At 68.3% G+C, this 24914-nt stretch carries 24 protein-coding genes; 12 read left to right on the top strand and 12 right to left on the bottom strand.

Features of this window, described 5'->3' with window-relative positions; all coding sequences use genetic code 11:
* Window positions 1–157 precede the first annotated feature (157 nt).
* The 5 genes from AC2AXK_RS09155 (at window position 158) to AC2AXK_RS09135 (ending at window position 4432) form a co-directional block, all read left to right on the top strand.
* Complete coding sequence (locus AC2AXK_RS09155; protein ID WP_484345064.1) at window positions 158–850, top strand: histidine phosphatase family protein; 693 nt, start codon at window positions 158–160, stop codon at window positions 848–850.
* Between the two features lie 24 nt (window positions 851–874).
* Window positions 875–1426 (top strand): DUF3090 domain-containing protein, encoded by a 552-nt coding sequence (locus AC2AXK_RS09150; protein WP_484345063.1) that lies wholly within the window; start codon window positions 875–877, stop codon window positions 1424–1426.
* A complete protein-coding gene (locus AC2AXK_RS09145; protein WP_484345062.1) occupies window positions 1426–2193 on the top strand; it encodes an SCO1664 family protein in 768 nt (255 codons plus the stop codon). The genes AC2AXK_RS09150 and AC2AXK_RS09145 overlap by 1 nt, the downstream gene beginning before the upstream one ends.
* A gap of 116 nt (window positions 2194–2309) precedes the next feature.
* A complete protein-coding gene (locus AC2AXK_RS09140) occupies window positions 2310–2924 on the top strand; it encodes an NAD(P)-dependent oxidoreductase (RefSeq protein WP_484345061.1) in 615 nt (204 codons plus the stop codon).
* An 821-nt stretch (window positions 2925–3745) separates the two neighbouring features.
* On the top strand, window positions 3746–4432 hold the full coding sequence (locus AC2AXK_RS09135; protein ID WP_484345060.1) for a BglII/BstYI family type II restriction endonuclease: 687 nt from the start codon (window positions 3746–3748) through the stop codon (window positions 4430–4432).
* A 3-nt stretch (window positions 4433–4435) separates the two neighbouring features.
* On the opposite strand, the gene AC2AXK_RS09130 is transcribed toward AC2AXK_RS09135, so the two are convergent.
* Both AC2AXK_RS09130 and AC2AXK_RS09125 read right to left on the bottom strand, forming a co-directional pair.
* Window positions 4436–4627 (bottom strand): helix-turn-helix domain-containing protein, encoded by a 192-nt coding sequence (locus AC2AXK_RS09130; RefSeq protein ID WP_484345401.1) that lies wholly within the window; start codon window positions 4625–4627, stop codon window positions 4436–4438.
* A gap of 88 nt (window positions 4628–4715) precedes the next feature.
* Window positions 4716–5198, bottom strand: coding sequence for an MT-A70 family methyltransferase (locus tag AC2AXK_RS09125; protein WP_484345059.1), 483 nt, complete (start codon window positions 5196–5198; stop codon window positions 4716–4718).
* 588 nt (window positions 5199–5786) lie between these two features.
* Between AC2AXK_RS09125 and AC2AXK_RS09120 the strand changes: the two genes are divergently transcribed.
* Window positions 5787–6623 carry a hypothetical protein gene (locus AC2AXK_RS09120; protein WP_484345058.1) on the top strand — a complete coding sequence of 279 codons (837 nt, stop codon included), beginning with the start codon at window positions 5787–5789 and terminating at the stop codon, window positions 6621–6623.
* 256 nt (window positions 6624–6879) lie between these two features.
* Here AC2AXK_RS09120 and AC2AXK_RS09115 read toward each other — a convergent pair whose 3' ends face one another.
* From AC2AXK_RS09115 to AC2AXK_RS09095, 5 genes are all read right to left on the bottom strand, one after another.
* Window positions 6880–7044, bottom strand: a complete 165-nt coding sequence (locus AC2AXK_RS09115) for a hypothetical protein (protein WP_484345057.1) — start codon at window positions 7042–7044, stop codon at window positions 6880–6882.
* Window positions 7045–7708: 664 nt separating this feature from the next.
* Window positions 7709–8092, bottom strand: a complete 384-nt coding sequence (locus tag AC2AXK_RS09110; protein WP_484345056.1) for a hypothetical protein — start codon at window positions 8090–8092, stop codon at window positions 7709–7711.
* Window positions 8093–9489: 1397 nt separating this feature from the next.
* A complete protein-coding gene (ychF, locus tag AC2AXK_RS09105; RefSeq protein ID WP_484345055.1) occupies window positions 9490–10575 on the bottom strand; it encodes a redox-regulated ATPase YchF in 1086 nt (361 codons plus the stop codon).
* A gap of 42 nt (window positions 10576–10617) precedes the next feature.
* Window positions 10618–12183, bottom strand: coding sequence for a hypothetical protein (locus AC2AXK_RS09100; RefSeq protein WP_484345054.1), 1566 nt, complete (start codon window positions 12181–12183; stop codon window positions 10618–10620).
* Window positions 12165–12941, bottom strand: coding sequence for an ABC transporter ATP-binding protein (locus AC2AXK_RS09095; RefSeq protein ID WP_484345053.1), 777 nt, complete (start codon window positions 12939–12941; stop codon window positions 12165–12167). Before AC2AXK_RS09095 ends, AC2AXK_RS09100 begins: the two co-directional genes overlap by 19 nt.
* 75 nt (window positions 12942–13016) lie before the next feature.
* Between AC2AXK_RS09095 and AC2AXK_RS09090 the strand changes: the two genes are divergently transcribed.
* A complete protein-coding gene (locus tag AC2AXK_RS09090) occupies window positions 13017–14291 on the top strand; it encodes a DNA recombination protein RmuC (RefSeq protein ID WP_484345052.1) in 1275 nt (424 codons plus the stop codon).
* Between the two features lie 57 nt (window positions 14292–14348).
* Here AC2AXK_RS09090 and AC2AXK_RS09085 read toward each other — a convergent pair whose 3' ends face one another.
* Complete coding sequence (locus AC2AXK_RS09085) at window positions 14349–15413, bottom strand: 4-hydroxy-3-methylbut-2-enyl diphosphate reductase (protein WP_484345051.1); 1065 nt, start codon at window positions 15411–15413, stop codon at window positions 14349–14351.
* 135 nt (window positions 15414–15548) lie between these two features.
* Here AC2AXK_RS09085 and xseA point away from each other — a divergent pair, with 135 nt between their 5' ends.
* The 3 genes from xseA to AC2AXK_RS09070 all read left to right on the top strand — a co-directional run bounded on the left by xseA (window position 15549) and on the right by AC2AXK_RS09070 (window position 18075).
* Window positions 15549–16823 (top strand): exodeoxyribonuclease VII large subunit, encoded by a 1275-nt coding sequence (xseA, locus tag AC2AXK_RS09080; RefSeq protein WP_484345050.1) that lies wholly within the window; start codon window positions 15549–15551, stop codon window positions 16821–16823.
* Between the two features lie 67 nt (window positions 16824–16890).
* Window positions 16891–17139: an exodeoxyribonuclease VII small subunit gene (locus AC2AXK_RS09075; RefSeq protein WP_484345049.1), complete on the top strand. Its 249-nt coding sequence runs from the start codon at window positions 16891–16893 to the stop codon at window positions 17137–17139.
* A 6-nt stretch (window positions 17140–17145) separates the two neighbouring features.
* A complete protein-coding gene (locus AC2AXK_RS09070; protein WP_484345048.1) occupies window positions 17146–18075 on the top strand; it encodes a carbohydrate kinase family protein in 930 nt (309 codons plus the stop codon).
* 12 nt (window positions 18076–18087) lie between these two features.
* Here AC2AXK_RS09070 and AC2AXK_RS09065 read toward each other — a convergent pair whose 3' ends face one another.
* The 4 genes from AC2AXK_RS09065 to AC2AXK_RS09050 are packed head-to-tail and all read right to left on the bottom strand — an operon-like array spanning window position 18088 to window position 22579.
* Window positions 18088–19347, bottom strand: a complete 1260-nt coding sequence (locus tag AC2AXK_RS09065) for an ABC transporter ATP-binding protein (RefSeq protein ID WP_484345047.1) — start codon at window positions 19345–19347, stop codon at window positions 18088–18090.
* A 60-nt stretch (window positions 19348–19407) separates the two neighbouring features.
* A complete protein-coding gene (locus AC2AXK_RS09060) occupies window positions 19408–20250 on the bottom strand; it encodes a carbohydrate ABC transporter permease (protein ID WP_484345400.1) in 843 nt (280 codons plus the stop codon).
* Window positions 20251–20255: 5 nt separating this feature from the next.
* Complete coding sequence (locus tag AC2AXK_RS09055; RefSeq protein WP_484345399.1) at window positions 20256–21221, bottom strand: carbohydrate ABC transporter permease; 966 nt, start codon at window positions 21219–21221, stop codon at window positions 20256–20258.
* 47 nt (window positions 21222–21268) lie between these two features.
* A complete protein-coding gene (locus AC2AXK_RS09050; protein ID WP_484345046.1) occupies window positions 21269–22579 on the bottom strand; it encodes an extracellular solute-binding protein in 1311 nt (436 codons plus the stop codon).
* A 154-nt stretch (window positions 22580–22733) separates the two neighbouring features.
* On the opposite strand from AC2AXK_RS09050, the gene AC2AXK_RS09045 reads away from it, so the two are divergent.
* Both AC2AXK_RS09045 and AC2AXK_RS09040 read left to right on the top strand, forming a co-directional pair.
* Window positions 22734–23384, top strand: a complete 651-nt coding sequence (locus AC2AXK_RS09045; protein ID WP_484345045.1) for a carbonic anhydrase — start codon at window positions 22734–22736, stop codon at window positions 23382–23384.
* Between the two features lie 58 nt (window positions 23385–23442).
* Window positions 23443–24864, top strand: coding sequence for a class II fumarate hydratase (locus tag AC2AXK_RS09040; protein WP_484345044.1), 1422 nt, complete (start codon window positions 23443–23445; stop codon window positions 24862–24864).
* The last annotated feature ends 50 nt before the right edge of the window (window positions 24865–24914 follow it).

Below are 24914 nucleotides of genomic sequence, written 5' to 3'. Positions count from 1 at the left end.
GGCGGCGGAGTCGTCCGCGGGAGCTGGCTGCCCTGCCGACCTGCCGACCTGCCAGAAGACGTTGCCGCAGGTCGCCTTCCGGGAACGTCGTCGTCCGGCGCTCGCCCGCGCCACGGTGCGATCGGACGGCCGTCGCCCGCGTGGTTAGGCTGGCTGGATGGCGACAGCTCTTCTCGTGCGGCACGGCCGCACCACAGCAAATGCCACGGGGCTGCTTGCCGGGAGGGCCGCCGGCATCAGCCTGGACGAGATCGGGCGCGGCCAGGCGGCTCTCGCCGGAGACCGGCTCGCAGCCGTTCCCCTTGTCGCGGTGGTGTCGAGCCCCCTCGAGCGGTGTCGGCAGACCGCCCAGCACATCCTCGATCGCCAGGCGGGCACGCCATACGCACCGATCGATCTCGATCTCACCGAATGCGACTACGGCCAGTGGCAGGGCCGCACGCTCTCCGAGCTCGCGACCGAGGACCTGTGGCCGCTGGTGCAGTCGCACCCCTCCGCCGTCATCTTTCCCGGCGGTGAATCCATGGCCGCGATGCAGGCTCGCTCGGTGGCAGCGATCCGTCGCCACGACGCAGCGGTCGAAGCCGAGCACGGGCCCGAGGCCGTGTGGGTCGCGGTCAGCCACGGCGACGTCATCAAGTCGATACTCGCCGACGCGCTCGGCATGCACCTCGACCTGTTCCAGCGCATCACCGTGGGCCCCGCATCCGTCTCGGTCGTGCGCTACGGCGCCAGCCGGCCGAGTGTCCACGCGATCAACACCGACGCGGGTGATCTCTCGTGGCTGTCGAAGGGCATCCCGTCCGGGGATGCGCCGGTGGGTGGCGGCGCAGGGCACAAGGCGCCGTGAATCGCATGAGCCTAGGATCCTGACATGCCCACACGCGTCCACGAGTTCGACTGGCCTGATCGGGCCGTCATCGGCACCATCGGCCTTCCGGGGGCGCGCACGTTCTACCTCCAGGTGCGCTCAGGGACACGGCTGGTGAGCGTCGCCCTCGAGAAGCAGCAGTCGGCTCTGCTCGCGGAGAACATCAACGAGATCCTCGACCAGCTCATGACCATCGAGGGCAATCCCTTCAGCGTTCCCACGGGTACGCCTCCCGAGCTCGTCGACAACGACCAGCTCGAGGCCGTCCAGGAGCAATTCCGCACCGGCGCCATGAGCCTGGGCTGGGACCCGAGCACGGCTCAGGTCGTCATCGAGGCCTACGCCCTCACGGACGACGATGCCGACGACGGTGACTCGCCTGATGAGGACGGCGCGCATGACACCGAGATGCTGCTGGTGCGACTTCCGGTGGGCACCGCCCGCGCATTCGCCAAGCGCACCCTGGAGATCGTCGGCGCCGGGCGCCCGGCCTGCCCGCTCTGCGGACAGCCCATGGACTCCGACGGGCACGTCTGCGCCCCTCCCGAGGACTGATGTCGGCGACGGACCTGGTGACGGCGCAGCTGACGATCACCGGCCGCATCAGGACGGCCTCCAACGCGACGTTTCTCGGCACCATCGGCGCCGTGGTCGTCGTCTACAAGCCCATTGCCGGCGAGAGTCCGCTGTGGGACTTTCCCGACGGCCCGCTCGCGCACCGGGAGGTGGCCGCCTACCAGGTCTCCCAAGCTCTCGGCTGGGACGTGGTACCGCACACCTGGCTGCGCGACGGGCCCTTGGGCGAAGGAATGGTGCAGCTCTGGCAGGAGCAGGACCCCGACCACAGCGCCGTCGACCTCGTCGCGACGGACGACGTGCCGACGGCAGGTTGGAAGCCTGTCCTCGAAGGACAGGACGAGACCGGACGGAGGGTCACCCTCGTGCACGAGGACTCGCCCGCGCTCAGGCGCATGGCTGTGTTCGATCTCATCGTCAACAACGCCGACCGCAAGGGTGACCACATCCTTGCCATGACGGACGGCCGCCGGCACGGCGTGGACCACGGGCTCACCTTCCACCGTGACCACAAGGTGCGCACCGTCCTGTGGGGATGGCTCGGAGAGGCACTGACCACCGAGGAACGTGACGGCATCGATCGTGTCAGCGAAGGGCTGCACGGTGACCTGGGAAGGAGCCTGGCGGACCTGCTCAGCGCCGACGAGATCGCATCGCTCGCTGCTCGCTGCTCGAGGTTGCGCCTGGCAGGGCGGTTTCCGGCTCCCGCTGGCGGGATGCCAGCGGTGCCCTGGCCCCTCTTCTGAGGGAGCCGCAGCTCCGAGCATCGCCGGGAAGGCGCGTGATGTCCGATCGGTGGCGGCCGGACGGCGCATAGAATGGCCTGAGGTATCACCTCCTTCCGGCCACTCGAGAGGACCCCGTGAAGATCACGATCATCGGCGGCTCGCAGGGCACAGGAGCCCTCCTTGCCACGCTCGCTCACGACGCCGGGCACGAGGTCACCGTCCTCTCACGCAGCGGCACCGCACCGGCGGGCGTCCGGGCGGTCACCGGGGACGCTCGCGACCTGGCCGCAGCATCCCGGGCCGTCGCCGGAGCCGACGCCGTCGTCATCACCGTGGGCGGCGCCAAGGGCGTGTCCGACCACCGCGCGGCCGTCACCCGGACCGTCATCGCTGCCATGCACGACGCCGGCGTCCGCAGGCTCGTCGCCCAGTCCTCCCTGGGCGCTGGCGACTCCGGCTCGCAGATGCCCGCGCCCCTCCGGCTGATCACCAAGGCGCTCCTCGCCAAGCCGTTGGCTGACCACAACGAGCAAGAAGCTGCCGTGACCTCCTCCGGCCTGGACTGGACCCTCGTGCGCCCGACCGGACTCACGAACAAGCCGCCGACGGGCTCGTGGCATGCGCTCGACGCCGCGAGCGAAGGGACGCTGGGCGGTTCCATCCCCCGCGCTGACCTCGCCGCGTGCATCCTCGACGTCCTCGGCGACGACTCCACGATCGGCAAGGCTCTCGGCGTCAGCAGCAGCTAAGCGATCGGGGCCGGGGTTGTTCCCCCGGACAGGCTGTGTTCTCGGTTCCCGCCGGTGAGATGCCACAGGCTCCCTGGCCCGCGTCAGGCGGGAGTCGCGACTCGAGGCACGGCCGGGTCACGTGATGCTGGGGTCTAGACGGTGAAGCGGAACTCGGTGCGTGTCGTATTTTCCATCGGCTAAATCCCCAGTTTGGGCTGGAGTCGCAGGCCCGATCGTATCGATTTGACACAATGGTCTGACACAGCGATCACGAGGGGCATCGTCCATGGCGAGCGGGATTCCGGTAGTAGGCACGACAGCGACGATCTACGAGTCCACAGAGGCTTACCGATCTTGGCGGATCGTGTGTGTGGATCGAGCCACCGGCAGACGCAAGACCACCAGCGGCGGCAGCACGAGAGACAACGCCGAGAGCAAGGCCCGGATGCCGAGCGGCGAGTATGTGCCGGGCTGGGGACCGAACGACGAGCAGCCCACCGTCAGCGAAGCCGTGGCCAACTGGCTCGCAGCTCACCGGAGAAACTGGTCGCGCAGAACCTACGACCAGTATTTCTATTTTGGCAAGAAGCTCACCGACCCTTACGGGATCGACCCGTCAAGCATGTGTCACCGGCAGAGATTGGTGGGATCGATCTATCCAACTCATTTACGGGGACAGCAGCAGAAGGCACGCTCACTGGTGCGCGGCATCTTCGCCCACGAGCTTGACGAGCTGAGGCTTCTCCCAGATCCGGACCCGGATGCGGAAGGGTGGCCGGTTGGTCCGCTCGTAGTCGGCAAGCCAGTCCTTTGCACCATTGGAGAGGTAGCCGGAAGCGATGAACAGAAACGACAGCGGGACGCTCCGCCATGGCACAGGCCAAAGTTCCTTGGAGAGCGTCAGGCGGCACCCCACGCTTGCAGTGCTTGCAGTCGACGAACCACTGTTCCTGGCAGGCGAGAAGTCCAAAACTGTTCGCGAGAGCGTAAGCGAGTACGAAGGCCACCAGATCGACAATGCGAAAGGCCGAATCGGGCCCGATGTCGAGTGGAATCCCAAGGATGGCAACCTCGACCGGGACTTCTCGAACTTCCGCAGTCTCTACGAGGCGGGTGTGCTCGACCTCGGCATCTTGGTCGTTCGACGCGAGACCGGCATGCGCGGGCTGTGGAGCGACACGATCTCCCGTGCGAAGGAGCTCAACGAGGCCCAGTCGGTTTCACCCGAGCGGACTGAGCGCCTCCACAAGACGCCGATCGACCCTCTCGGAACCAGCACAACTTCCAACTTCGAGAAACTCGTCACCCGAGTGAAGCCCGGCGACGGCGGAGGGTGTCCGATCCTCGCCATTGCGATCACGACTCGCTGCTACGAGCCGCCCGTCGACCTCGATGCCGAGATCGCCCGTGTCGCCCAGAACCACACCGACGGAGGCCATGTCACGCGACTGGCGGAGCGACTCTTCCCAACCGCGAGCATCGGTGACCTTGAGGACGCTACGAGCGATCTCGAAGAAGACGAGTAGCGTCTACGCGTCGACTGCCTGCGGCACTCGGATCGGGCGGCCACGCCGACGGAACTCGACTCCGCCCTTTTCCAGTAGAGCTCGGACTCGCGCGATCGAGTAGCCCGACGAGTCGGCCAGGTGCTGAACCGAGGCTCCCGACTGGTACTCCTCGACGAGAATGCGAGCAACTCGATCCGACAGCCATCCACTCATGCGCTCGTTGGGAGCCAGAGTCGGGAGGTGCGTGATCTCTCCATCGCCAAATCCGCGCTGCGCCTGCCCCTTCGGCTCAACCGTCTCGTCAGCCTCGTTGCCCCAGGCGCTCCACCCAGGTCGCTTGTATCGGGGCATACATCTCACGGTAAGGGCCAGGTGAACAGGATTCGATCAGGTCGTACTGCTCGTCGGGCTTCCGGCTGTGCTCTCGCTTCCGCGTCTCCAGCATGTTCACGGTCGAGCGAGCTGGAGCCAGCGTTCGCATCGATCCCTTGACGCCGAAGACGATGGGCTCGGTCACATTGCGGAAGTAGAACCCGACACCACGCCCAACGGGGACGCAGTCCTTGCGTCGCTTGGCCCAGATGATGTTGCTCGCGGCCTGCGTCTCGCGCCACCTGCGCTTGTAGGCGTCCCTCAGCTCGTTGCTGGCCCACCCGCCTCTGGGTGAGAGTAGGTGTAGCCGTGGAGCTCCATGCGGCGTAGTCGGACATGTGTCCTCCGGATTCGTGTTTGCTTCCCCCGCCTGGTCGAGCGGATTGAGATGTATATCAAAACGGCCAAACAACGAAGAACGACCCGGAGCGGTGGGGAGGAAGCAGGAACAGGAACACGAACCCAACTCAACTCAACCCACTACTCCGAGCCGTATGCTCAGGCGACCAGACCCAGCTCCACCTGCCCGGTGTAGGACTCTTATATGAATGTGGGCCTAATCCCCCAGCCATACTCAGTACCGTCTGCGACCGCATCCTGATACCGAAGTGATGCCGCTTGATACCGAACCTAAAACTTCGGTATCAACCCGCTACAGCATCGGCGAGATCGGGCTTCCTGCCCATTCTCACGGCCTACCAGCGATACGGGCAGACAGCCTTGAGCCTCGATGAGATCGGGGTTTCTGCCTACGAGCCGAGATCCTGATACCGAACGCTCTGGAAGCTGCTCAGCTCTAGGGAAGCGACTCCCGTAACCTCCTACAGGTTTTGACTTTTTCGGTATCTCGGTATCAAAAGCAGAGAAAACAGGCCAGAGCATCGATGAGATCGGGGATATAGCTTGATACCGAAGTTTTAGGCTTGGTATCAATCGGCATCTTTCGGCATCGCTTCGGTGTCAGGCATGTCGTGTCGGAAGCGGCGGCTACCATGAGCCCATGGCTGAAGCCCGAGAGGTCCAAGACCCTGGAACGAAGTTCTCCCAGGTGATCGACGCCGCCGCGAGGCTGCCCGGCGTCAGGATCAATCGAACGAGCTATCTTCGAACAGCACTCAGGCGCCACTGCACCGAGGAGCAAATCGAGCAAGCGATCGCGACGAATCCCGCGTCAGCAGGCATCTCGCTCAAGATCATCACCGAGATCGCCAACACCTCGATCAGCAACGAGACGGGGAAGGTCACCGGCCTCTCGACTCTTGCGGGCATTCCCGGCGGGCTCGCGATGATCGGCACCGTTCCCGCCGATCTCGCCCAATACATGGGCCACATGCTCCGGATCTCGCAGAAGCTCGCGTACATCTACGGTTGGCCCGATCTCTTCGGCGGGGACGGGAAGGAGCTGGACGAGGCCACAGAGAGCATGCTGATCCTCTTCGTGGGCGTCATGTTCGGCGTCCAGCTCGCGCAGGGCGGCGTGTCGAAAGCCGCAGGCATGATCGCCGCCAATGTGGCCAAGAAGCTTCCCCAGCAGGCGCTCACCAAGGGAGCCATCTACCCCATCGTGAAGAAGGTGGCGGGCCGCCTTGGGGCGGAGATGTCTAAGACGATCTTCGCGAACGGGATCGCGAAGGCAATCCCATTCGTCGGCGCAGTGCTCTCCGGTGGCCTTACGCTCGCCACCTTCCTGCCCATGTCGAAGCGGCTCCAGAAGCATCTGGCGAGCCTGGAGCTCACGAAGCCTGGGCACCGTGCCGAGAAGTCGGAGGGGGCAGAGAACATCGAGCTGGCGGTCGTCGAAGAGCCTCTCGACGAGATCGAGGACACCGAGCGCTAGCTGCCCACCTACGCGCCGACGCCCCCGCATAATGAGCATGTCCACGAGGTCGCTCCGAGCGCCTTAGATCGCAGTCTCAGGCGGGATCGCGGTGGTCACAGCCCGACCCGCGATGGATCGAGGTGTCGCACATCCCCAGCTGATCACCCATGGACCAGACCACTCCCCCCCCTAAGCCCATAGCTGAGCCGGGCGGTCAGCATGTGCGTGGCTCCGCAGAAAGTGCCCTAGAACGCAGCCGAGCACACGCGAGCGGTCAGCGGTCCGCCGCTGGAGGATTCCAGAGCTCACCGAAGACGGCGATCTGAGCCTCCCACTCCTCATCGAACTCGGCTCCGAGAGTCCGGAGCTCAGCAGCGACGGCATCGGCGCTGACCGTCAGCAGATGGCCGACAGCCCCCCACCACCCCAGCAACCGCATCTCGAGCTACCCACTTCGCCCTACTCGCTGTCCGGTTGGGCTGCCGCTTCGCTCCACGCTTGGATGCGCGCCCCGCTGTAGCAAGGATCTTCCTCAGTCGATTGCGTCGCTGTCGGGCCATGGCGGCCGGCAGCATGGTGCCATCCTCCCGGAAGCTCTGCTTCCGCTTGGCTGTGCCCACCGTGAATACGCCGCCGAGAAGCGGCGAGATCGCCTGCGTCTGACCGTGGCCGTTGGTTCACAGCTCCGCGCCTCCAGCCTGCGCAGGTTCGAGCATGCTCCGGTGGGCGCCGTAGCGGCAAGAATGGACAGCCACGCAGCGCTGCCACTTGCCCGTCCTTGGGGAGTGATGAAGATTGCTGCTGATGCCACGATGCCTCCGATGTCGGAGCTCATATCGGCGCAGTTAGGACACGGGCCTAGAAGCTGACCTGTGCCCATAGAACAGCGGTCGCGCATGGATGATGCAGGAGCGACGGAAACAGTCCGAGGGCGCAGGCTACGCGCTGGGAGGCCGCCTGGAGCGTCGGGGTCATCGATGCTGTAGCGGGCGGGCTCAGACTGCGATCTCAGCATCCCCGGCACATGCAGAAGGGCGGCGATCCGATGATGAACAAAAAGAGCGCCCCGGCCGATCGGCTGGGGCGCTCTCTTCCGGTGCTGTTTAGGCGTTGGGTGTGTTGACGCCGCGCCAGGTGCCGTCGAGACCAAGGATCTGATCACCGGCGAAACCGCGGTCTAAATAGCCGCCGTAGTACGGCCGCTCATAGGTGTAGTTGCTGTCAGCGTCGAGTACTGGTTCACCGTTGTCGTCAGTGATCATCCCACCGATGATCTCGCGGAATCGATCGGCGGGGATCGTCCACGAGAGGTTGGTGCCGTTGCTGGCAGTGAATGTCATCTCGAACGAGCGCGCGCCCTGGGGCACGCTGGGCGTGAGGTAGCGGTCTGTCACGAGACTGTGAGTGATGTAGCCGTTAGCGGCCGCCGTGCCGTTAATGACGGTCCAGGCATCAGAGCCGTATCGGTAACTGAGCGCTCGGCTCACTGTGGTGTCACACCACTGGTCCCGCCACGCTTCTCGCCGGGTGGCAGGAACGGTGCCAAACGCTCCTCAAGGTGTCCCATCGTCTCTGCTGAGTACAGCGATCCAGCGGAGCGAACACGATGGATGAGATGGAGGAAGAAGGCGGGGCAGTCGGGCGCTGATCCTCCCAAAGATCGGGCGCCTCAGCGCGGCTCGTAAGCTCGGCATCCAACGGCATGTCCACGAAGACGACGAGAAGGCTCTCAGGAAACTCGCCGTCTCGGACCTTCGAAAGGTAGATGCCATAGGAGCTGCTCAGATGGCCCTCTTCCCGCCGGGGATTTGGCCGCACCTGGAATCTCGGTCATGGATGGAAACCGGCGACTGCGCTCATAGCCTCAAGCCTACGGATATGGCTCCCGCTGAGCCCGAGCCGTGATGTCACACCATGCCGCCCGATCCTGCTGATGCTGTGGTGTCACATCACCGCGCCCGGAACTAGCTCAGCCGGAGTGCGACACCATTGCTGGAGCTGAGACCGCGGAGCGGAACTGCGTGGAGCTGGAGCGGAACTGAGGCTGAGGCTGAGGCTGAGGCTGCTACTGAGGAGGAGGGAGTCTGGCTGAAATCCTGGGACAGGCCTGTTGGAAGGCTGACGGCAGGACTGGGCGGACTCGAGGCTGCGGAACTATCCAATGGTGGGAGGAGGAAGGTTTGTTCTACAGGGTGTAGATCCAAACATGTTTCGCATAGTTCACGGTTGATCTAATCGCGAAATCTCCGACATTCGGGTGGTGCAAGCAAATCGGCCCACGGCCCACCTCTCAGACCGACCAGTTCGCCCGTATGCTCCCCCACCATTGCCCCCATGAGTTCCCCCAGGCTTTGATATGGCATCTCGCGCGTGCACCACCCAGGGCGCAATCCATCACAAGCCGTTGGAGGCAATCAGGGACTTCCATTCAGACAATCGAAGCGCTACCGGAGGTCGCTGAGCTCAGCACCGAGCCGACCGTGACGAAGACCGTAGGCGACTACATCGGACCACGGATCACGGATCACTGAGCGAAATGCGCTCCGCCTCTGGTTCTCCGGCAAGTTCCCCGACGCAGATGTAGAGGCTTGCTCCGTCGTCATCGACCGCGAAGATCAGCCCTTCGCGCAGTCCGGACTCATGCCGACCGTCAAGGGCACAGACAAGATCATGCACAAGCTTCGCAGCTTCGGCGCAGTAGGCAAGTACACGAACACGGCGATGACGAGATGCGCGATCAGACGGGCCGGGAGCGACCATGGTTCTGCGAGACCGGCATGGCCGAACGAGAGGTGTCGATCGATGACACAGGTGTGACACAGAGAGCGGTTTGACGCATGCAATCTGTGTCAAGAACTAATCAAAAGGACGTGATTCCGCGCTTCTAGACGTTGAAGCGGAACTCCACGACGTCGCCGTCCTGCATGACGTAGTCCTTGCCCTCGATGCGGGCCTTGCCCGCGCTGCGGGCGGCCGCGATGGATCCGGCCTCGACGAGGTCGTCGAAGCTGATGACCTCGGCCTTGATGAAGCCGCGCTCGAAGTCGGTGTGGATGACGCCGGCGGCCTGGGGCGCGGTCCAGCCCTTGTGGATCGTCCAGGCGCGCGACTCCTTGGGGCCGGCGGTGAGGTACGTCTGCAGGCCGAGGGTCTCGAAGCCGACGCGGGCGAGCTGGTCGAGCCCCGGCTCCGCGATGCCGGAGTCGGCGAGCATCTCCGCCGCCTCGTCGGGCTCGAGCTCGACGAGCTCGGACTCGAACTTCGCGTCGAGGAAGATCGCCTGGGCGGGGGCGACGAGAGCGCGGAGCTCGTCCTGGAACGCGGTGTCCGCGAGCCCGGTGTCGTCGGTGTTGAAGACGTAGATGAACGGCTTGGCCGTCATGAGCTGCAGCGACGCGAGCTGCTCGAGGTCGAGCTTGGCCTTCGCGGCGCCGGCGAAGAGCGTGGTGCCCTCCTCGAGGAGGGCCTGGGCGCCCTGGGCTGCGGCGAGCAGCGCGGGGTCGCCCTTCTTGATCCGCACCTCCTTCTCGAGGCGCGGGACCGTCTTCTCGAGCGTCTGGAGGTCCGCGAGGATGAGCTCGGTGTTGATGGTCTCGATGTCGTCCTTCGGGGAGACCTTGCCGTCGACGTGCACGACGTCGGGGTCCGCGAACGCGCGCGTCACCTGGCAGATGGCGTCCGCCTCGCGGATGTTCGCGAGGAACTTGTTGCCCAGGCCCTCGCCCTCGCTCGCGCCCCGCACGATCCCGGCGATGTCGACGAACGACACGGTCGCGGGCAGGATCCGCTCGGAGCCGAAGATCTCCGCGAGCTTCTCCAGGCGGGGGTCGGGCAGCGGGACGACGCCCACGTTGGGCTCGATCGTCGCGAACGGGTAGTTCGCGGCGAGCACCTGCGCCCGGGTCAGCGCGTTGAACAGGGTCGACTTGCCGACGTTGGGTAGTCCGGCGATACCAATAGTGAGAGCCACGGGACACGAGTCTACGTGGCCCACCTCGAGAGGCGGCCCGCCTCAGCGCGTCGCGAGCACCTGCTGCAGGAGCTCGGCGGACCGGGAGTCGTACACGCGCCCACCGAGACGCACCCCCGCCACGAGGCACACCGAGGACAGGGTGAGCCCCACGGCACACGCGGCCCAGCCCACGATCGCGTTCGAGGTGACGATCGCGATCACCCCGAGGACGACCTCGGGCAGTACGAGGACGAAGAGCACGAGCCACCCGCCCGACTGGATCGCGAGGCTCGCGACCGCAGACCCCTGCGGTGTGCTGAACGGCCCGTCCCCGGGGCGGGGAACCGGGTAGACGAAGCGCGCCGAGACGATGCTCGACAGTCCGAACGCCGACAGCAGCACCCCGACGCTCACACCGAGCAGCGCCGGGAGATCGGCCCACCGGTCGGTGTACCAGCACACGCCGACGACGAAGACGAGCGTCACCGGCAGCCCGACGGCGCCAGCAGCGAGCACCCTCCCCACCCGGTCTGCCTGCCCGCGGATCCCTGCCGCGACGTGCAACCAGAAAGCGCTGTGGTCGTACGCGACGTCGGCCGAGATGATCCACCCGAGGAGGAAGGCCGTCACCGGCGGCAGGAGCAGGAGCACCACGCCGCTGCCCGGGTCGAGGAACTCGAAGAGGAACGGCAGGAACGGCACGACGGCGAGCGAGCTCGCGTACCTGGGGTCCCGCAACCAGTACGTGAGGCACCGGGCAGCGACGCTCCACGCGGGCCCGGACGGCAGGGCGCGGAACAGACCAAGGCCGCGCACGCGCTGCCCGCTCCCGTCCCGCCCGGGGGGCGAGACGACGACGCGTCCGAGCGCCCACCCCCACAGGAGCGTGAGCACCCCCAGGGTCGCGACCGCGGCGCAGAAGTGCGCGAGCGCGAGCCAGGGCTGGCCGGTGGCGATGTTGCCCGGGACCGCCCACACCGCCGCGAAGGGCATCCACGACACGATCTCCCCCGCCTGCGCGAGCGTCACCCGGTCGGTCTCCAGCTCACCGGACGCCCACGACATCACGGGCGCGAGAGCGAGCACCGGCACGAGCACGAGCACCCCGGTGACCTCACGGAAACGCCGGGACGTGCGCAACGGTGCCAGCAGCGTCGTCGTCGCCCTCGACCCCACGACGCACGTCGCGACGGCGACGACCGAGCACACGAGAGCGGCGAGCGCCGCTGCTGGCGACCGCCGCCACACGAGCGCGCTGCCGACGCTCACGAGGACCGTGACGAGGCCGGGCACGCCGACGAGCGCAGCCGCCGCGAGGCCGAGCAGGAGGTCCTTGCGGCGGATCCCGTAGAGCGCGAACCGGTGCGGATCGAGCGTGGAGTCGACACCGAACGCCACGAGTGGCAGGAACCACCAGCCGAGCACGAGGAGACTCCCCGCGAAGACGACGATGGTCGCCGCGAGCGTGACGTCCCGTCGCCCGAGGTAGGCGAGGCCACGCAGGAGCGCGGCGAACACCGTCGTGGCGTACAGCAGGGCGACGACGAGCCCGATGACCTGCCAGACGCTGCGCCGCAGCGCGTTGCCGAGCATGACGAGCTTGAGGCTTACGAGGTGCGCAACCACGGGAGCCCTCCCGCGACCGGGCCTCCACCGACGAGCTCGACGAACCGGTCCTCCAGGGTCCTGCCGGCACGAACCTCCTCGACCGTGCCCGCGGCGCGCACCTGACCGTCGGCGACGACCGCGACGTGGTCGCACATGCGCTGCACGAGGTCCATCGCGTGGGAGGAGACGATCACCGTCCCGCCCGTGCGGACGTAGCCGGTGAGGATCTCGCGGATGTGCGCGGAGGAGACGGGGTCCACGGACTCGAAGGGCTCGTCGAGCACGAGCACGCTCGGAGCATGGATGAGCGCGGCGGCGAGCATGGCCTTCTTCGTCATGCCCGCCGAGTAGTCGACGACGAGGGTGTCCGCCGACCCGTGGAGGCCGAGCGCGTGGAGGAGGTCATGGGTGCGTTCCCGGACCGTCGCGCGGTCCATCCCGCGCAGGAGGCCCGCGTACGTGACGAACTGCTCACCGGTGAGCCGGTCGAACACGTTGAGCCCGTCGGGGAGGATGCCGAGCGTCCGCTTGACCTCGTGGAGGTTGGACCACAGGTCGACACCCAGGACGGCAGCGGTACCGGCGTCCGGTCGGAGCAGGCCGGTCGCCATCGAGAGCATGGTCGTCTTCCCGGCCCCGTTGGGACCGACGACCCCGTAGAAGGACCCACGGGGGACGTCGAGGGAGACACCCGCGACGGCGACCTTCTCACCGAACCGTTTGGTCAGCCCTCGGAGCGCCAGCGCGGGCACGGGCTCCCAGGACGTTCCTGTCATGGACGCACAGTAGTTCCTCGCGGCGCGGAGGACCGCCCGGCGGCCGATGTCAGTGGCTGGAGCGAAGGTGTCGCCATGGAAACGATCCTCTGGCCCCTCCTCACTGCCGTGCTCGGCGCCGTGCTCGGCCTCCTCGCCGGCGCGGTACGCGCGGCCGCCGCAGTCCGCGCTGCCGACGTGCGGGTCGCGCGAGCCGAGGCAGAGCTCCTCGCGGAGCGGCGCGGGTCCGCGGAGCGGCTGCGGGTGCTGCAGGAGGACTCGGACCGCCTCTCCGACCAGTTCCGGGCGCTCGCTGCCGACGCCCTCGCGGCCAACAACGAGCAGTTCCTCGGCCTGGCCGAGCAGCGGCTGCGCTCCACGCAGGTCGCCGGTCAGGCAGACATGGCCAAGCGTGCGGAGGCGGTCCACTCCCTCGTCGACCCCCTCACCCGGACGCTCGCCGAGGTCCGGCAGCAGATGACCGCCGCGGAGGAGGCCCGCATCGCGAGCGCCGCCGCCCTCCGCGAGCAGGTCCGCGGGATGCGGGAGACCTCGGACCTCCTGCGCTCGGAGACCGGCTCCCTCGTCACGGCGCTGCGCTCGTCGCAGGTCCGTGGCGCCTGGGGCGAGATGCAGCTGCGGCGCGTGGTCGAAGCAGCCGGCATGCTCAACCGCGTCGACTTCGTCGAGCAGAGCCACGTCGAGACAGACGGCGGAGCGCTCCGCCCCGACATGGTCGTGCACCTCGCGGGAGGCAAGCGCGTGGTCGTCGACGCGAAGGTCGCGTTCCTCGGCTACCTCGAGGCGCAGCAGGCGACCGACCCGGACGTCCGTGCGGCCCGCCTGGCGGCCCACGCCCGGCACGTCCGCAAGCACGTCGACGACCTCGCGGGCAAACGCTACTGGGACCAGTTCAGCCCGACGCCCGAGTTCGTCGTCATGTTCCTGCCCGCCGAACCGTTCCTCGCCGCGGCGGTCGAGGAGGACCCCGGTCTGCTCGAGCACGCGTTCAGCCGCAACGTCGTCATCGTCACCCCGGTGACGCTCATGGCGCTCCTGCGGACCGTCGCCTACGCCTGGCGCCAGGAGGCCCTTGCCGAGAACGCTCAGAAGGTCCTCGTCATCGGCAAGGAGCTGCACGGCAGGCTCGCGACCATGGCCACGCACCTCACCCGCCTGGGCCGCACGATCCAGCAGTCCGCAGACGCCTACAACCGCACGGTCGGTTCGCTCGAGACGCGCGTGCTCGTCAGCGCCCGGAGGTTCTCCGAGCTCGACCTCGTCGACGACCAGCTGCCCGCACCGACCCCGATCACGCCGCACCTCACGGTGCTCACGGCGCCCGAGCTCCTCGAGGCCGCCGACCTGTGAGGATCGGACGAGCTGGGAGGATCAGACGAGCTGGGAGGATCAGACGAGCTGTGCGGATCAGACCGGCTGGACGGGCAGCTGGGTGCGCGACCCGCGGCGCAACCGCTCGGGCTGGCCGCCCGCCTGCTTGAGGTCCGCCCGGAGCTCCTTCGGCAGGGAGAACATGAGGTCCTCCGTCGCCGTGCGGACCTCCTCGACGGTGCCGTATCCGCGCTCGGCGAGGAACCGCAGGACGTCGTCCACGAGGATCTCCGGCACGGAGGCGCCGGAGGTCACCCCGACGGTCGTCACACCCTCGAGCCAGGCCTCGTCGATCTCCTTCGCGTAGTCGATGAGGTACGACGCGCCCGCACCCGCATCCAGGGCGACCTCGACGAGCCGCACCGAGTTGGAGGAGTTCGTCGACCCGACGACGATGACGAGGTCGCACGCCGGCGCGAGCTTCTTCACGGCGACCTGGCGGTTCTGGGTCGCGTAGCAGATGTCGTCGCTCGGCGGGTCCTGCAGCGTCGGGAAGCGGTTGCGGAGCCGGCGCACCGTCTCCATCGTCTCGTCGACGGACAGGGTCGTCTGCGAGATCCACACGACCTTGTCGGGGTCGCGGACCGTCACGCTGTCCACCTCGTCCGGGGAGTTCACCACCTGGATGTGGTCGGGCGCCTCACCCGCGGTGCCCTCGACCTCCTCGTGGCCCGCGTGGCCGATGAGGAGGATGTCGTAGTCGTCGTCGGCGAAGCGGATCGCTTCCTTGTGCACCTTCGTCACGAGGGGGCACGTCGCATCGATCGTCTTGAGCGACCGCGCCTCGGCTGCCGCGACGACGGCCGGCGACACCCCGTGCGCCGAGAAGACGAGCCGCGCACCCTCGGGCACCTCGTCCGTCTCGTCGACGAACACGGCCCCACGGTCCGAGAGCGTCTCGACGACGTACTTGTTGTGGACGATCTCCTTGCGCACGTATACCGGTGCGCCGTGGAGGTCGAGCGCCTTCTCGACGGCGATGACGGCACGGTCCACACCAGCGCAGTACCCACGCGGAGCGGCGAGGAGCACGCGCTTGGTGTCGGGGCGGTGCGCGTCCGGGGAGGTCGTGCTGGCGGGGGCGATCGAGGGTGCGGTCACACCCTCGAGTCTAGGCGAGAAGCCCTCACCCCGGCCTGCATCGTGATCCACCGCACCAGCTCTTCACCAGCCCGACCCGCCACCCGCACGTCGTACCGCGCCGACGGTGTCAGCCGGATGGGGCAGGCTTGACCCGTGGCCACCCCGAACACGTCCGAGCACACCCCCGTCGCCCCGCTCGCCGCGAAGGCCGCGGACACGACCGCGGAGCGCCCCTGGCCCGTCCGGCTGCTGTCCGCGAAGATCGCCGAGTACGTCGACCGCATGTCGCCCCTGTGGGTCGAAGGCCAGGTGGTGCAGCTCAACCGCCGCCCCGGGGCGGGGATGGCGTTCCTCACGCTGCGAGACACCGACACCGACATGTCGCTGCCCGTGTCCGTGTACGCCAAGGTGCTCGAAGCCGTCGAGACGCCGCTGGCCGAGGGCGCGCACGTCGTCGTCCGCGCCAAGCCCGTGTTCTGGACCAAGCGCGGCTCGCTCCAGCTCCAGGCCGACCAGATCCGGCCCGTCGGCGTGGGTGAGCTCCTCGCCCGGATCGAGCACCTCCGACGGATCCTCGCTGCGGAGGGCCTCTTCGACGTCGAGCGCAAGAAGCCACTGCCCTTCCTCCCCGCCGTCGTCGGCCTCGTGTGCGGACGAGAGTCGAAGGCGGAGCACGACGTCGTCGTCAACGCACGTCAGCGCTGGCCGCAGGTGCGGTTCGAGATCCGCGAGGTCGCCGTCCAGGGCCCCGGCGCTGTCCCCCAGGTGAGCGCCGCGATCGCCGAGCTCGATGCGCGCCCCGAGGTCGAGGTCATCGTCGTCGCTCGCGGCGGCGGCGCCGTGGAGGATCTCCTTCCTTTCAGCAACGAGGCCCTCGTCCGGGCCGCAGCGGCCTGCCGGACTCCGCTCGTCTCGGCCATCGGCCACGAGACCGACGCGCCGTTGCTCGACCTCGTCGCGGACTACCGCGCGTCGACCCCGACGGATGCGGCCCGCCGGATCGTTCCCGACGTCGGCGAGGAACGGGCCCGGATCGTCCAGGCCCGCTCACGGCTCCGCACCGCGGTCACCCACCGCGTCGACCGGGAGCAGCACGGCCTCGACTCCGTCCGGTCCCGCCCGGTCCTCGCCGCGCCCCAGACGATGGTGGACGCTCGCGAGGCGCAGGTCGACCGGTTGCGCGAGTCCGCCCGCGGCCGCTTCGACCGGTTGCTCCTCGCGGCACGCTCGGAGATCGGCAGCATGTCGGCGCAGGTCCGTGCCTTGTCCCCCGCAGCGACGCTCGACCGCGGGTACGCCGTCGTCCAGGCGCCCGACGGGCGGGTCGTCCGGGCCCCCGACGACGTCACCGCGGGCGATACCCTGCGCATCCGCCTCGCAGGTGGCGAGACCTTCGCCACGGCACGCCCCACCCGGGGCGAGCCGTAGCCCTGGCGCTCGGCCGCGCGCACAGGCGCATCCGTCCGGCGCCGCCGGATCTTGGTTTACTTCTTCTATGTCCTCCGACCAGCACGACACCGCGCCCACCGTCCCCGACACCGCGGACCTCAGCTACGAGCAGGCCCGCGACGAGCTCGTGCAGGTCGTCGCGCGCCTCGAGGCCGGAGGCGAGCCGCTCGAGGCGTCCCTCGCGCTGTGGGAGCGTGGCGAGGCCCTCGCCGCGCGCTGCCAGCAGTGGCTCGACGGCGCACGGGATCGGCTCGAGGCCGCCCGCACCGCCACGCAGGCCCCCGACGAGGACTAGGGCACCGTGACTCCGCCGCCACCCGTCCCGCGCGCCCTCGTCGTCGGTGAGGCGCTCATCGACGTCGTCCGCCGGCCCGACGGTTCGGTGGACGAGCACCCGGGGGGCAGTCCCGCCAACGTCGCCCTCACCCTGGGCCGGCTCGGCCGCCCCGTCGAGCTCCTCACGTGGCTGGCGCGGGACCCGCGCGGCGCGGTGATCGACGCGTGGCTCGCGGAGTCGGGCGTCACGCTCGCCTCGGGCAGCACCGGCGCACCGGCCACGTCGGTCGCCACGGCGCACCTCGACGCCGACGGAGCAGCGAGCTACGAGTTCGACCTCACCTGGGACCTCGCGCCGGACGCGACCGTGCCCGAGGGCACGGTCGTCGTGCACACGGGGTCCGTCGCTGCCGTCCTCGACCCCGGCAGCGCGGCCGTCCGACGCGTCCTCGCCGCGGCCCGCCCCTCAGCGACGGTCACGTACGACCCGAACGTGCGACCCACCCTCATGGGCGACCCCGGCACGGTCCGTGGGCAGGTCGAGGAGCTCGTACGCGGAGCCGACGTCGTCAAGGTGAGCGACGAGGACCTGCGCTGGCTCTACCCGGGCGCCGACCTCGACGAGGTCGCTGCCTCGTGGCAGAGCTCCGGCCCGGCTCTCGTCGTCGTCACCTACGGCGGCGAAGGCGCGGTGGCCCTCTCCGCTGCGGGCCGGGCTGACGTCGCCGCCCCGCAGGTGACGGTCATCGACACGGTCGGCGCGGGCGACTCGTTCATGGGTGCACTCCTCGACGGACTCTGGAGCGCCGACCTCCTGGGTGGCGACCGCCGAGAGGCCCTCACCGACATCTCGCTCCGCACGCTCACGCACGTGCTCGAGCAGTGCGTGCGCGTCGCGGCGATCACCGTCTCGCGCGCGGGCGCCAACCCGCCACGCCTGGCCGAGCTCGGCTGACGACGGCGCGGCTCAGGCCGCAGCGTCCGCGTCCTGCTTCTTCGACCGGTCGAGCGACGCCTTGCGGTCCTCCTCGTTCTCCTGGTCGATGCGCTGCGCCTCGGCATCGTCGCGCGTGAGGTTCACGCCGCTCTCCGGGTCGAACGCGAGCATCTTCTCCGGGTTGAACCACAGGGTGGTCGTGCTGCCGTCCCGCACGCGGCTCGCGGAGTCGAGGGCGACGATGAACTGGGTGCGCATCCCCTCCCCGTCCAGGTCACGGTCGAGCTCCTCGAGCTTCGCGGCGATGTCGGGATGCGTCTCGAACGGGACGTAGGCGTAGAGCTCCGAGCCCAACCACTCCGTGACGTCGATGGTCGCCTCGAAGGTCTCTCCACGCTCTCGCTTGCCCTCCTCGACGAGCGCAGCGTCCTCGAAGTGCTCGGGGCGCAGCCCGATGATGACGAGCGAGCGGTCCCCGATGCCCGCTGCGATGCGCTCCGGCAGCGGGAAGGTCCCGAACGGCAACGTGATCTGACCGCCGGAGACCTCACCGGGCATGAAGTTCATGGGCGGCGACCCGATGAAACCCGCGACGAAGAGGTTGACCGGCTGCTCGTAGAGCGCACGGGGGCTCGCGACCTGCTGGAGCTCACCCTTGCGCAGCAGCGCCACCCGGTCGCCGAGCGTCATGGCCTCCGTCTGGTCGTGCGTGACGTACACGGTCGTCGTCCCGAGCCGCCGCTGCATCCGGGCGATCTCGGTGCGCATCTGCCCGCGCAGCTTCGCGTCGAGGTTGGACAGCGGCTCGTCGAAGAGGAAGGCGTCCGCGTCGCGGACGATCGCACGCCCCATGGCGACCCGCTGGCGCTGTCCACCGGACAGGTTCCCCGGCTTGCGGTCGAGGTGGTCGGTGAGCTCGAGGGTCTCTGCCGCCTTGCGGACCTTCGCCTGGATCTCCTCCTCGGTGAACCTGCCCTTCGTCAGCCGCAAGGGGAAGGCGATGTTCTCCCCCACGGTCAGGTGCGGGTACAGGGCGTAGTTCTGGAAGACCATCGCGAGGTTGCGGTCCTTGGGTGCCTTCTCGTTGACGCGGGTGCCGCCGATGAAGAGATCCCCCGAGGTGATGTCCTCGAGGCCGACGATCATCCTCAGCAGCGTCGACTTCCCGCATCCGGAGGGCCCGACGAGGATGACGAACTCACCGTCGGCGATGTCCAGGCTCACGCCGTTGACCGCCGGGAAGCCGTCTCCGTACTTCTTGACCAGGTTCTTCAGCGTGATGGAGGCCATCAGTTCACTCCTTCGTGGTGAGCAGGGACGGTGCGCGGTGGGAGCGGGCTCGCCAGACGGTCACCCCTTGACCGCGCCCTGGGTGAGGCCGGCGACGATCTGCCGCTGGAACAGCAGGACGAGGATGACGACCGGGATCGTCACGACGACGGCGGCCGCGGAGATGGCCCCGGTCGGTTCCTCGAACTGGGACGCTCCCGTGAAGAACGCGAGCGCAGCCGGGACCGGACGGGCTGCCTCGGTCGACGTGAGCGAGATGCCGTACACGAAGTCATTCCACGCGATGAAGAACGCGATGAGCGCCGTCGTGAAGACCCCCGGTGCGGCGAGGGGGACGATCGCCTTGCGGAACGCCTGCCACGTCGTCGCGCCGTCGACCTGTGCGGCCTGCTCGAGCTCCCAGGGGATCTGCCGGAAGAACGCCGCGAGCGTCCAGATGGAGATGGGGAGCGTGAGCGAGAGGTACGGGATGATGAGGCCGAGCCAGGTGTCGTACAGCCCGATCGTCCGCCAGATGTTGAACAGCGGGGTGACGATCGAGATGACGGGGAAGATCGACACACCCAGCGCGGTGGTGAGGATGAGCTTCTTGCCCGGGAAGTCCAGGCGGGCGATCGCGTACGCGGCGAGCGTCGCGAGGACCACCGCGATGGCGGTGGCGATGAGCGAGATGCCGATGGAGTTGCGCAGCGCCGAGAGGAACAGGTCCTGAGCAGCTCCGTCCGGGGAGAGGATGGCCTCGTAGTTCGTCCCCGACCAGGTCTTCGGCAGGAACGTCCCCGTGTTGAGCTCGCTCGGGAGCTTGAACGAGGTCGCGATGATCGAGGCGAGCGGGAAGAGCGCGTAGAGCAGGACGAGGACCGTGATGACACCCCAGCCGACCTTCTGCTTCGTCGTGAGCATGGTCATCAGCTCTCCCCCCGCGCGCCGGCCAGATCGACCTTGAACAGCTTGATGGCGATCGCGCAGATCCCGATGACGCACAGGAACAGGAGCACGGAGATCGCCGAGCCGAGGCCGATCTCGAGCCGGTTGATCGACGTCTCGTACGCGAGCAGGGACAGCACCCGCGTCCCGTACGCACCGTCGGTCATGATGAACACGTTGTCGAAGATCCGGAACGCGTCGAGCGCCCGGAAGAGGACCGCGACCATGATCGCCGCCTTCATGTTGGGCAGGATCACCCGCTGGAGCACCTGCCACGACGTCGCGCCGTCGACCTTCGCGGCCTCCTCGAGGTCCCCGGGAACCTGGGCGAGCCCCGCGAGGAGGAGGAGCGAGATGAACGGGGTCGTCTTCCAGATCTCGGAGGCGATGATGACGAAGAGGCTCGTCCCGGTACCCGCGAACCAGTTGAGGTCAGGACCGATCCCCGGCACCCAGTCGAACCATTGGTTGATGAACCCCGAGTTGATGTCGAACGCGTAGAACCACGAGAACGCGGACACGACGGTGATGATCCCGTAGGGCACGAGGATGGCCGTCCGCAGCATCGGGCGGAGCCTGCGCACCGCGCGGTGCATGACGAGGGCGAGGGCGAACCCGAGGATGAGCTCGATGACGACGGTGACGACCGTGATGAGGAGCGTGACGGCGAGCGCCTGCCAGAACGCCGAGTCACCGAGGATCACCACATAGTTGCCGAGCCCGACGAACGTGCGCTCGTCGGGCGCGGTCAGGCGGTAGCTGAAGAGGGACTCGAACATCGCCTGGAGGATCGGGACGAGGGTGACGGCGAGCATGATGAAGAACGCGGGCCCGGCGAGGTACCACCCGAGGCGGATCTCCGCCTTGGCCCGATCGCTCCGGACGGGCTTCTTCCCCCGCCGCGCACGCCCGCCGGACGAGTCCGCCCCTCCCGTGTCCTCGACGATGCGTGGCCCGTCGCCACCTACCGTCCCCGTCGCAGCCGTTGATGCGCTCACAGCAGCTTCTCCCCTCGTAGCACCGCAAGGATGAGATCGGTCGACACCTCGGGGGTGGTGTCAGGGTTCACGGACGAGATCGGGTGCCACGTCTCCTGCAGACCGCTGGACACCTCGTTGTAGTACGGCGTCTGGGGTCGGGGCACCGCGAGCTCGAGGGACTCCCGGATGACGTCGGCCATCGGGTACGTCTCCTGCACCTCGGGGTCGTCGAAGGCCTCGACGTTCGACGGCGGGTTGCCGTTCGTCACGAAGTACTGGGCCTGGTTCTCAGGCTGGACGATGCACTGGACCGCGTCGTACGCGAGGTCCACGTGGTCGCTGAACCTGCCGACACCCAGGTTGATGCCGCCGTACGGGGGTGCCGTCTCCTCGCCCTCGTTCGTCTGCGGGTAGAGCGCCCACCCGACGTCGTCGAGCACGGCCTGGTCGAGCGAGCCCGAAGCGACGGCCGTCTGCATGGCGGGCCAGACGAACGGCCAGTTGACCATGAAGGAGCCCGAGTCCCCCTGGAAGACGGTGAGGGACGCGTTCTCGTCGCGTGTCGGGAGGCCCGGGCCGCCGACACCCGTCTCGGCGATCGTCTGGAGGATCGTGGCGGCCTCGACGCCGGCGGCCGACTCCAGCCCCAGCTTGATCTCGTCCGCCGGCGCTTCCGGGTTCTCGACGATCCTCCCGCCCGACGAGGCGACGAGGGCGTTGATCCACACCGTCAACGACTCGGCCTTGGCCCCCTGGACACCGAGCACCTTGTCCTCGCTCGCCGTGGCCTCGATGATCTGGTCCCAGGTGACCGGCTGGGTGAGGTCGAGGCCTGCCGCCTCCGCCACGGACGTGCGGTACCACAGGAGCTGCGTGTTGGCCCAGAACGGCGCCGTCACGAGCTCGTCCTTCCACGACGCGCCGTCGAGCGCACCCTGGACGACGCCCTCGGAGACGACCTCCGCCACCTCGGGCGGCATGGGCGCGAGGAAGTCGGCCTCAGCGAACTCCGGGATGAAGGGCGGGTCGAGGCTCATGATGTCGATCGACGCGTCGTTGGCTGCGAGGCGGCGCGCCAGCTGCTGACGCTGCTCCGACGCTTCCTTCGGCAGCCCCGCGACCTCGATCACGTACTCCCCGTCAGCCTCCTCGGTGCACAGGGCGGCGATGTCGGCCTGCCCCCCGGCGTCGGGGTTCGTGTACCAGGTGAGCGTCGGAGGGCCGCCGTCGTCGCCACCGCCGCCGCACGCGGCGAGCGACAACGCGACCACAGCTGCGGCGACAGCGGACACAGAACTCGAGCGACGGTGCACGGGTCTCTCCATCACTGCTCATCCAGGTACCGCACATCGTGGACACCTGGGCGAGCCGGGTTGAATGATGCCTACATTCAGGGATACACGAGGTTGGTCCGGCGCGCCCGACGAGAGACGAGCCCGCGCGACCTCAGCACCGACCACCGCACAGATTGGACCGCACATGCCGCACGCGATCACGCCCGCCGAAGCCTGGAGGGACCTGCGCGCCGGGAACACCCGGTTCGTCGAGGACGCCATGCTGCACCCGTCCCAGGGCTTCGACCGTCGCGCTGAGCTCAAGGTCGCCCAGCACCCGTTCGCGGTGGTGTTCGGCTGCTCGGACTCCCGCGTCGCGGCGGAGATCATCTTCGACCAGGGTCTCGGCGACGTCTTCGTCGTACGTACCGCGGGCCACGTCCTCGACACCACGGTCATCGGTTCCATCGAGTACGGCGTGAACGTCCTCGGCACCCCCCTCGTCGTCGTCCTCGGGCACGACTCGTGCGGCGCCGTCGCCGCTGCGGCCCACGCCCTGACGACAGGGGAACAGCCCCCCGGGTTCGTCCGTGCCGTCGTCGACCGCGTCATCCCGTCCATCGTCAACATCACCGCCAAGAACGGCGGGGGCCTGGTGTCGGTGGAGCCGGACGTCCTGCGGCGGGAGCACGTGCGCAACTCCGTGTCGATGCTGCACGCCTACTCGGCAGGTGTCGCCACGGCTGTCGCCGAGGGCCGGTGCGCGATCGTCGGTGTGGAGTACGACCTGTCGGACGGCAACGCCCGGCTCGTCGAGGTCATCGGGGACATCGGCGACGTCCAGCCCGACGTGTGACCACGCCCGCCCGAGGTCCGGCTCGAACCGGACCTCGGGCGTGGGGCACGATGGGTTCATGACCTCCACACCTGAGACAGACAGCACGGGCGAGTACCGGATCGAGCACGACACGATGGGTGACGTGCGCGTCCCGGTCGCGGCCCTCTACCGCGCGCAGACCCAGCGCGCCGTAGAGAACTTCCCCATCTCCGGGACCCCCCTCGAACGCAGCCACATCGAGGCGCTCGCCCGCGTGAAGAAAGCCGCAGCGCGCGCCAACGCCGAGCTCGGGGTGCTCGACGCCGACATCGCGGACGCGATCGTCGCCGCCGCGGACGCCGTCGCGGCCGGCGGCTACGACGAGCACTTCCCCGTCGACGTCTTCCAGACGGGGTCGGGCACGTCGTCGAACATGAACACCAACGAGGTCCTCGCGACCCTCGCGACGCGCTCCCTCGGACGCGACGTGCACCCGAACGACCACGTCAACGCGTCGCAGTCGTCCAACGACGTCTTCCCGACCTCCGTGCACCTCGCGGCGACCTCCGGTGTCGTCACCCGGCTCGTCCCCGCGCTCGAGCACCTCGCCGCCGCGCTCGAGTCGAAGGCCGAGGAGTTCGCCGGGGTCGTCAAGGCGGGTCGGACGCACCTCATGGATGCGACGCCCGTGACGCTCGGCCAGGAGTTCGGTGGCTACGCCGCCGCGGTGCGCTACGGCATCGAGCGCCTGCAGACCGCTCTGCCCCGCGCGGCGGAGGTGCCCCTCGGCGGGACGGCCGTCGGTACCGGGATCAACACCCCCGCCGGGTTCCCCCAGCGCGTCATCGCGCTGCTCGTCGAGGACACCGGGCTGCCGCTCACCGAGGCTCGTGACCACTTCGAGGCACAGTCCTCCCGGGACGGGCTCGTCGAGCTCTCGGGCGCGCTGCGCACCATCGCCGTGTCCCTGACGAAGATCTGCAACGACCTGCGCTGGATGGGATCGGGGCCGAACACCGGCCTCGGCGAGATCGCGATCCCCGACCTCCAGCCCGGGTCGTCGATCATGCCGGGCAAGGTCAACCCCGTCATCCCGGAGGCCGTCCTCATGGTCGCCGCCCGCGTCATCGGCAACGACGCGACCGTGGCCTGGGCGGGCGCGAGCGGCTCCTTCGAGCTCAACGTCCAGATCCCCGTCATCGCGCTCGGCGTGCTCGAGTCGATCCGCCTGCTCGCGAACGCGAGCGTCGCGCTCGCGGACAAGACGGTCGCGGGCATCACCGCCAACGTCGAGCGCGCGCGCTCTCTCGCCGAGTCGTCGCCGTCGATCGTCACGCCGCTCAACCGTGTCATCGGTTACGAGGCCGCTGCCAAGGTCGCGAAGCACTCGGTCGCGCAGGGCCTCACCGTGCGTGAGGCCGTCATCGACCTCGGGTTCGTCGAGCGTGGCGACATCACCGAGGCGCAGCTGGACACGGCACTGGACGTCCTGTCCATGACGCGGCCGCCGCAGGCCTGAGGAGGTCAGCGCGGGGACCTGCCCGCCCGTCGAGGGCGGGCAGGTCCGCG

This window comes from Sanguibacter sp. Z6_81 (genome assembly GCF_057180625.1).
The sequence above is the reverse complement of the archived record's forward strand: the minus strand, read 5'-3'. Positions and strand labels throughout refer to the sequence as shown.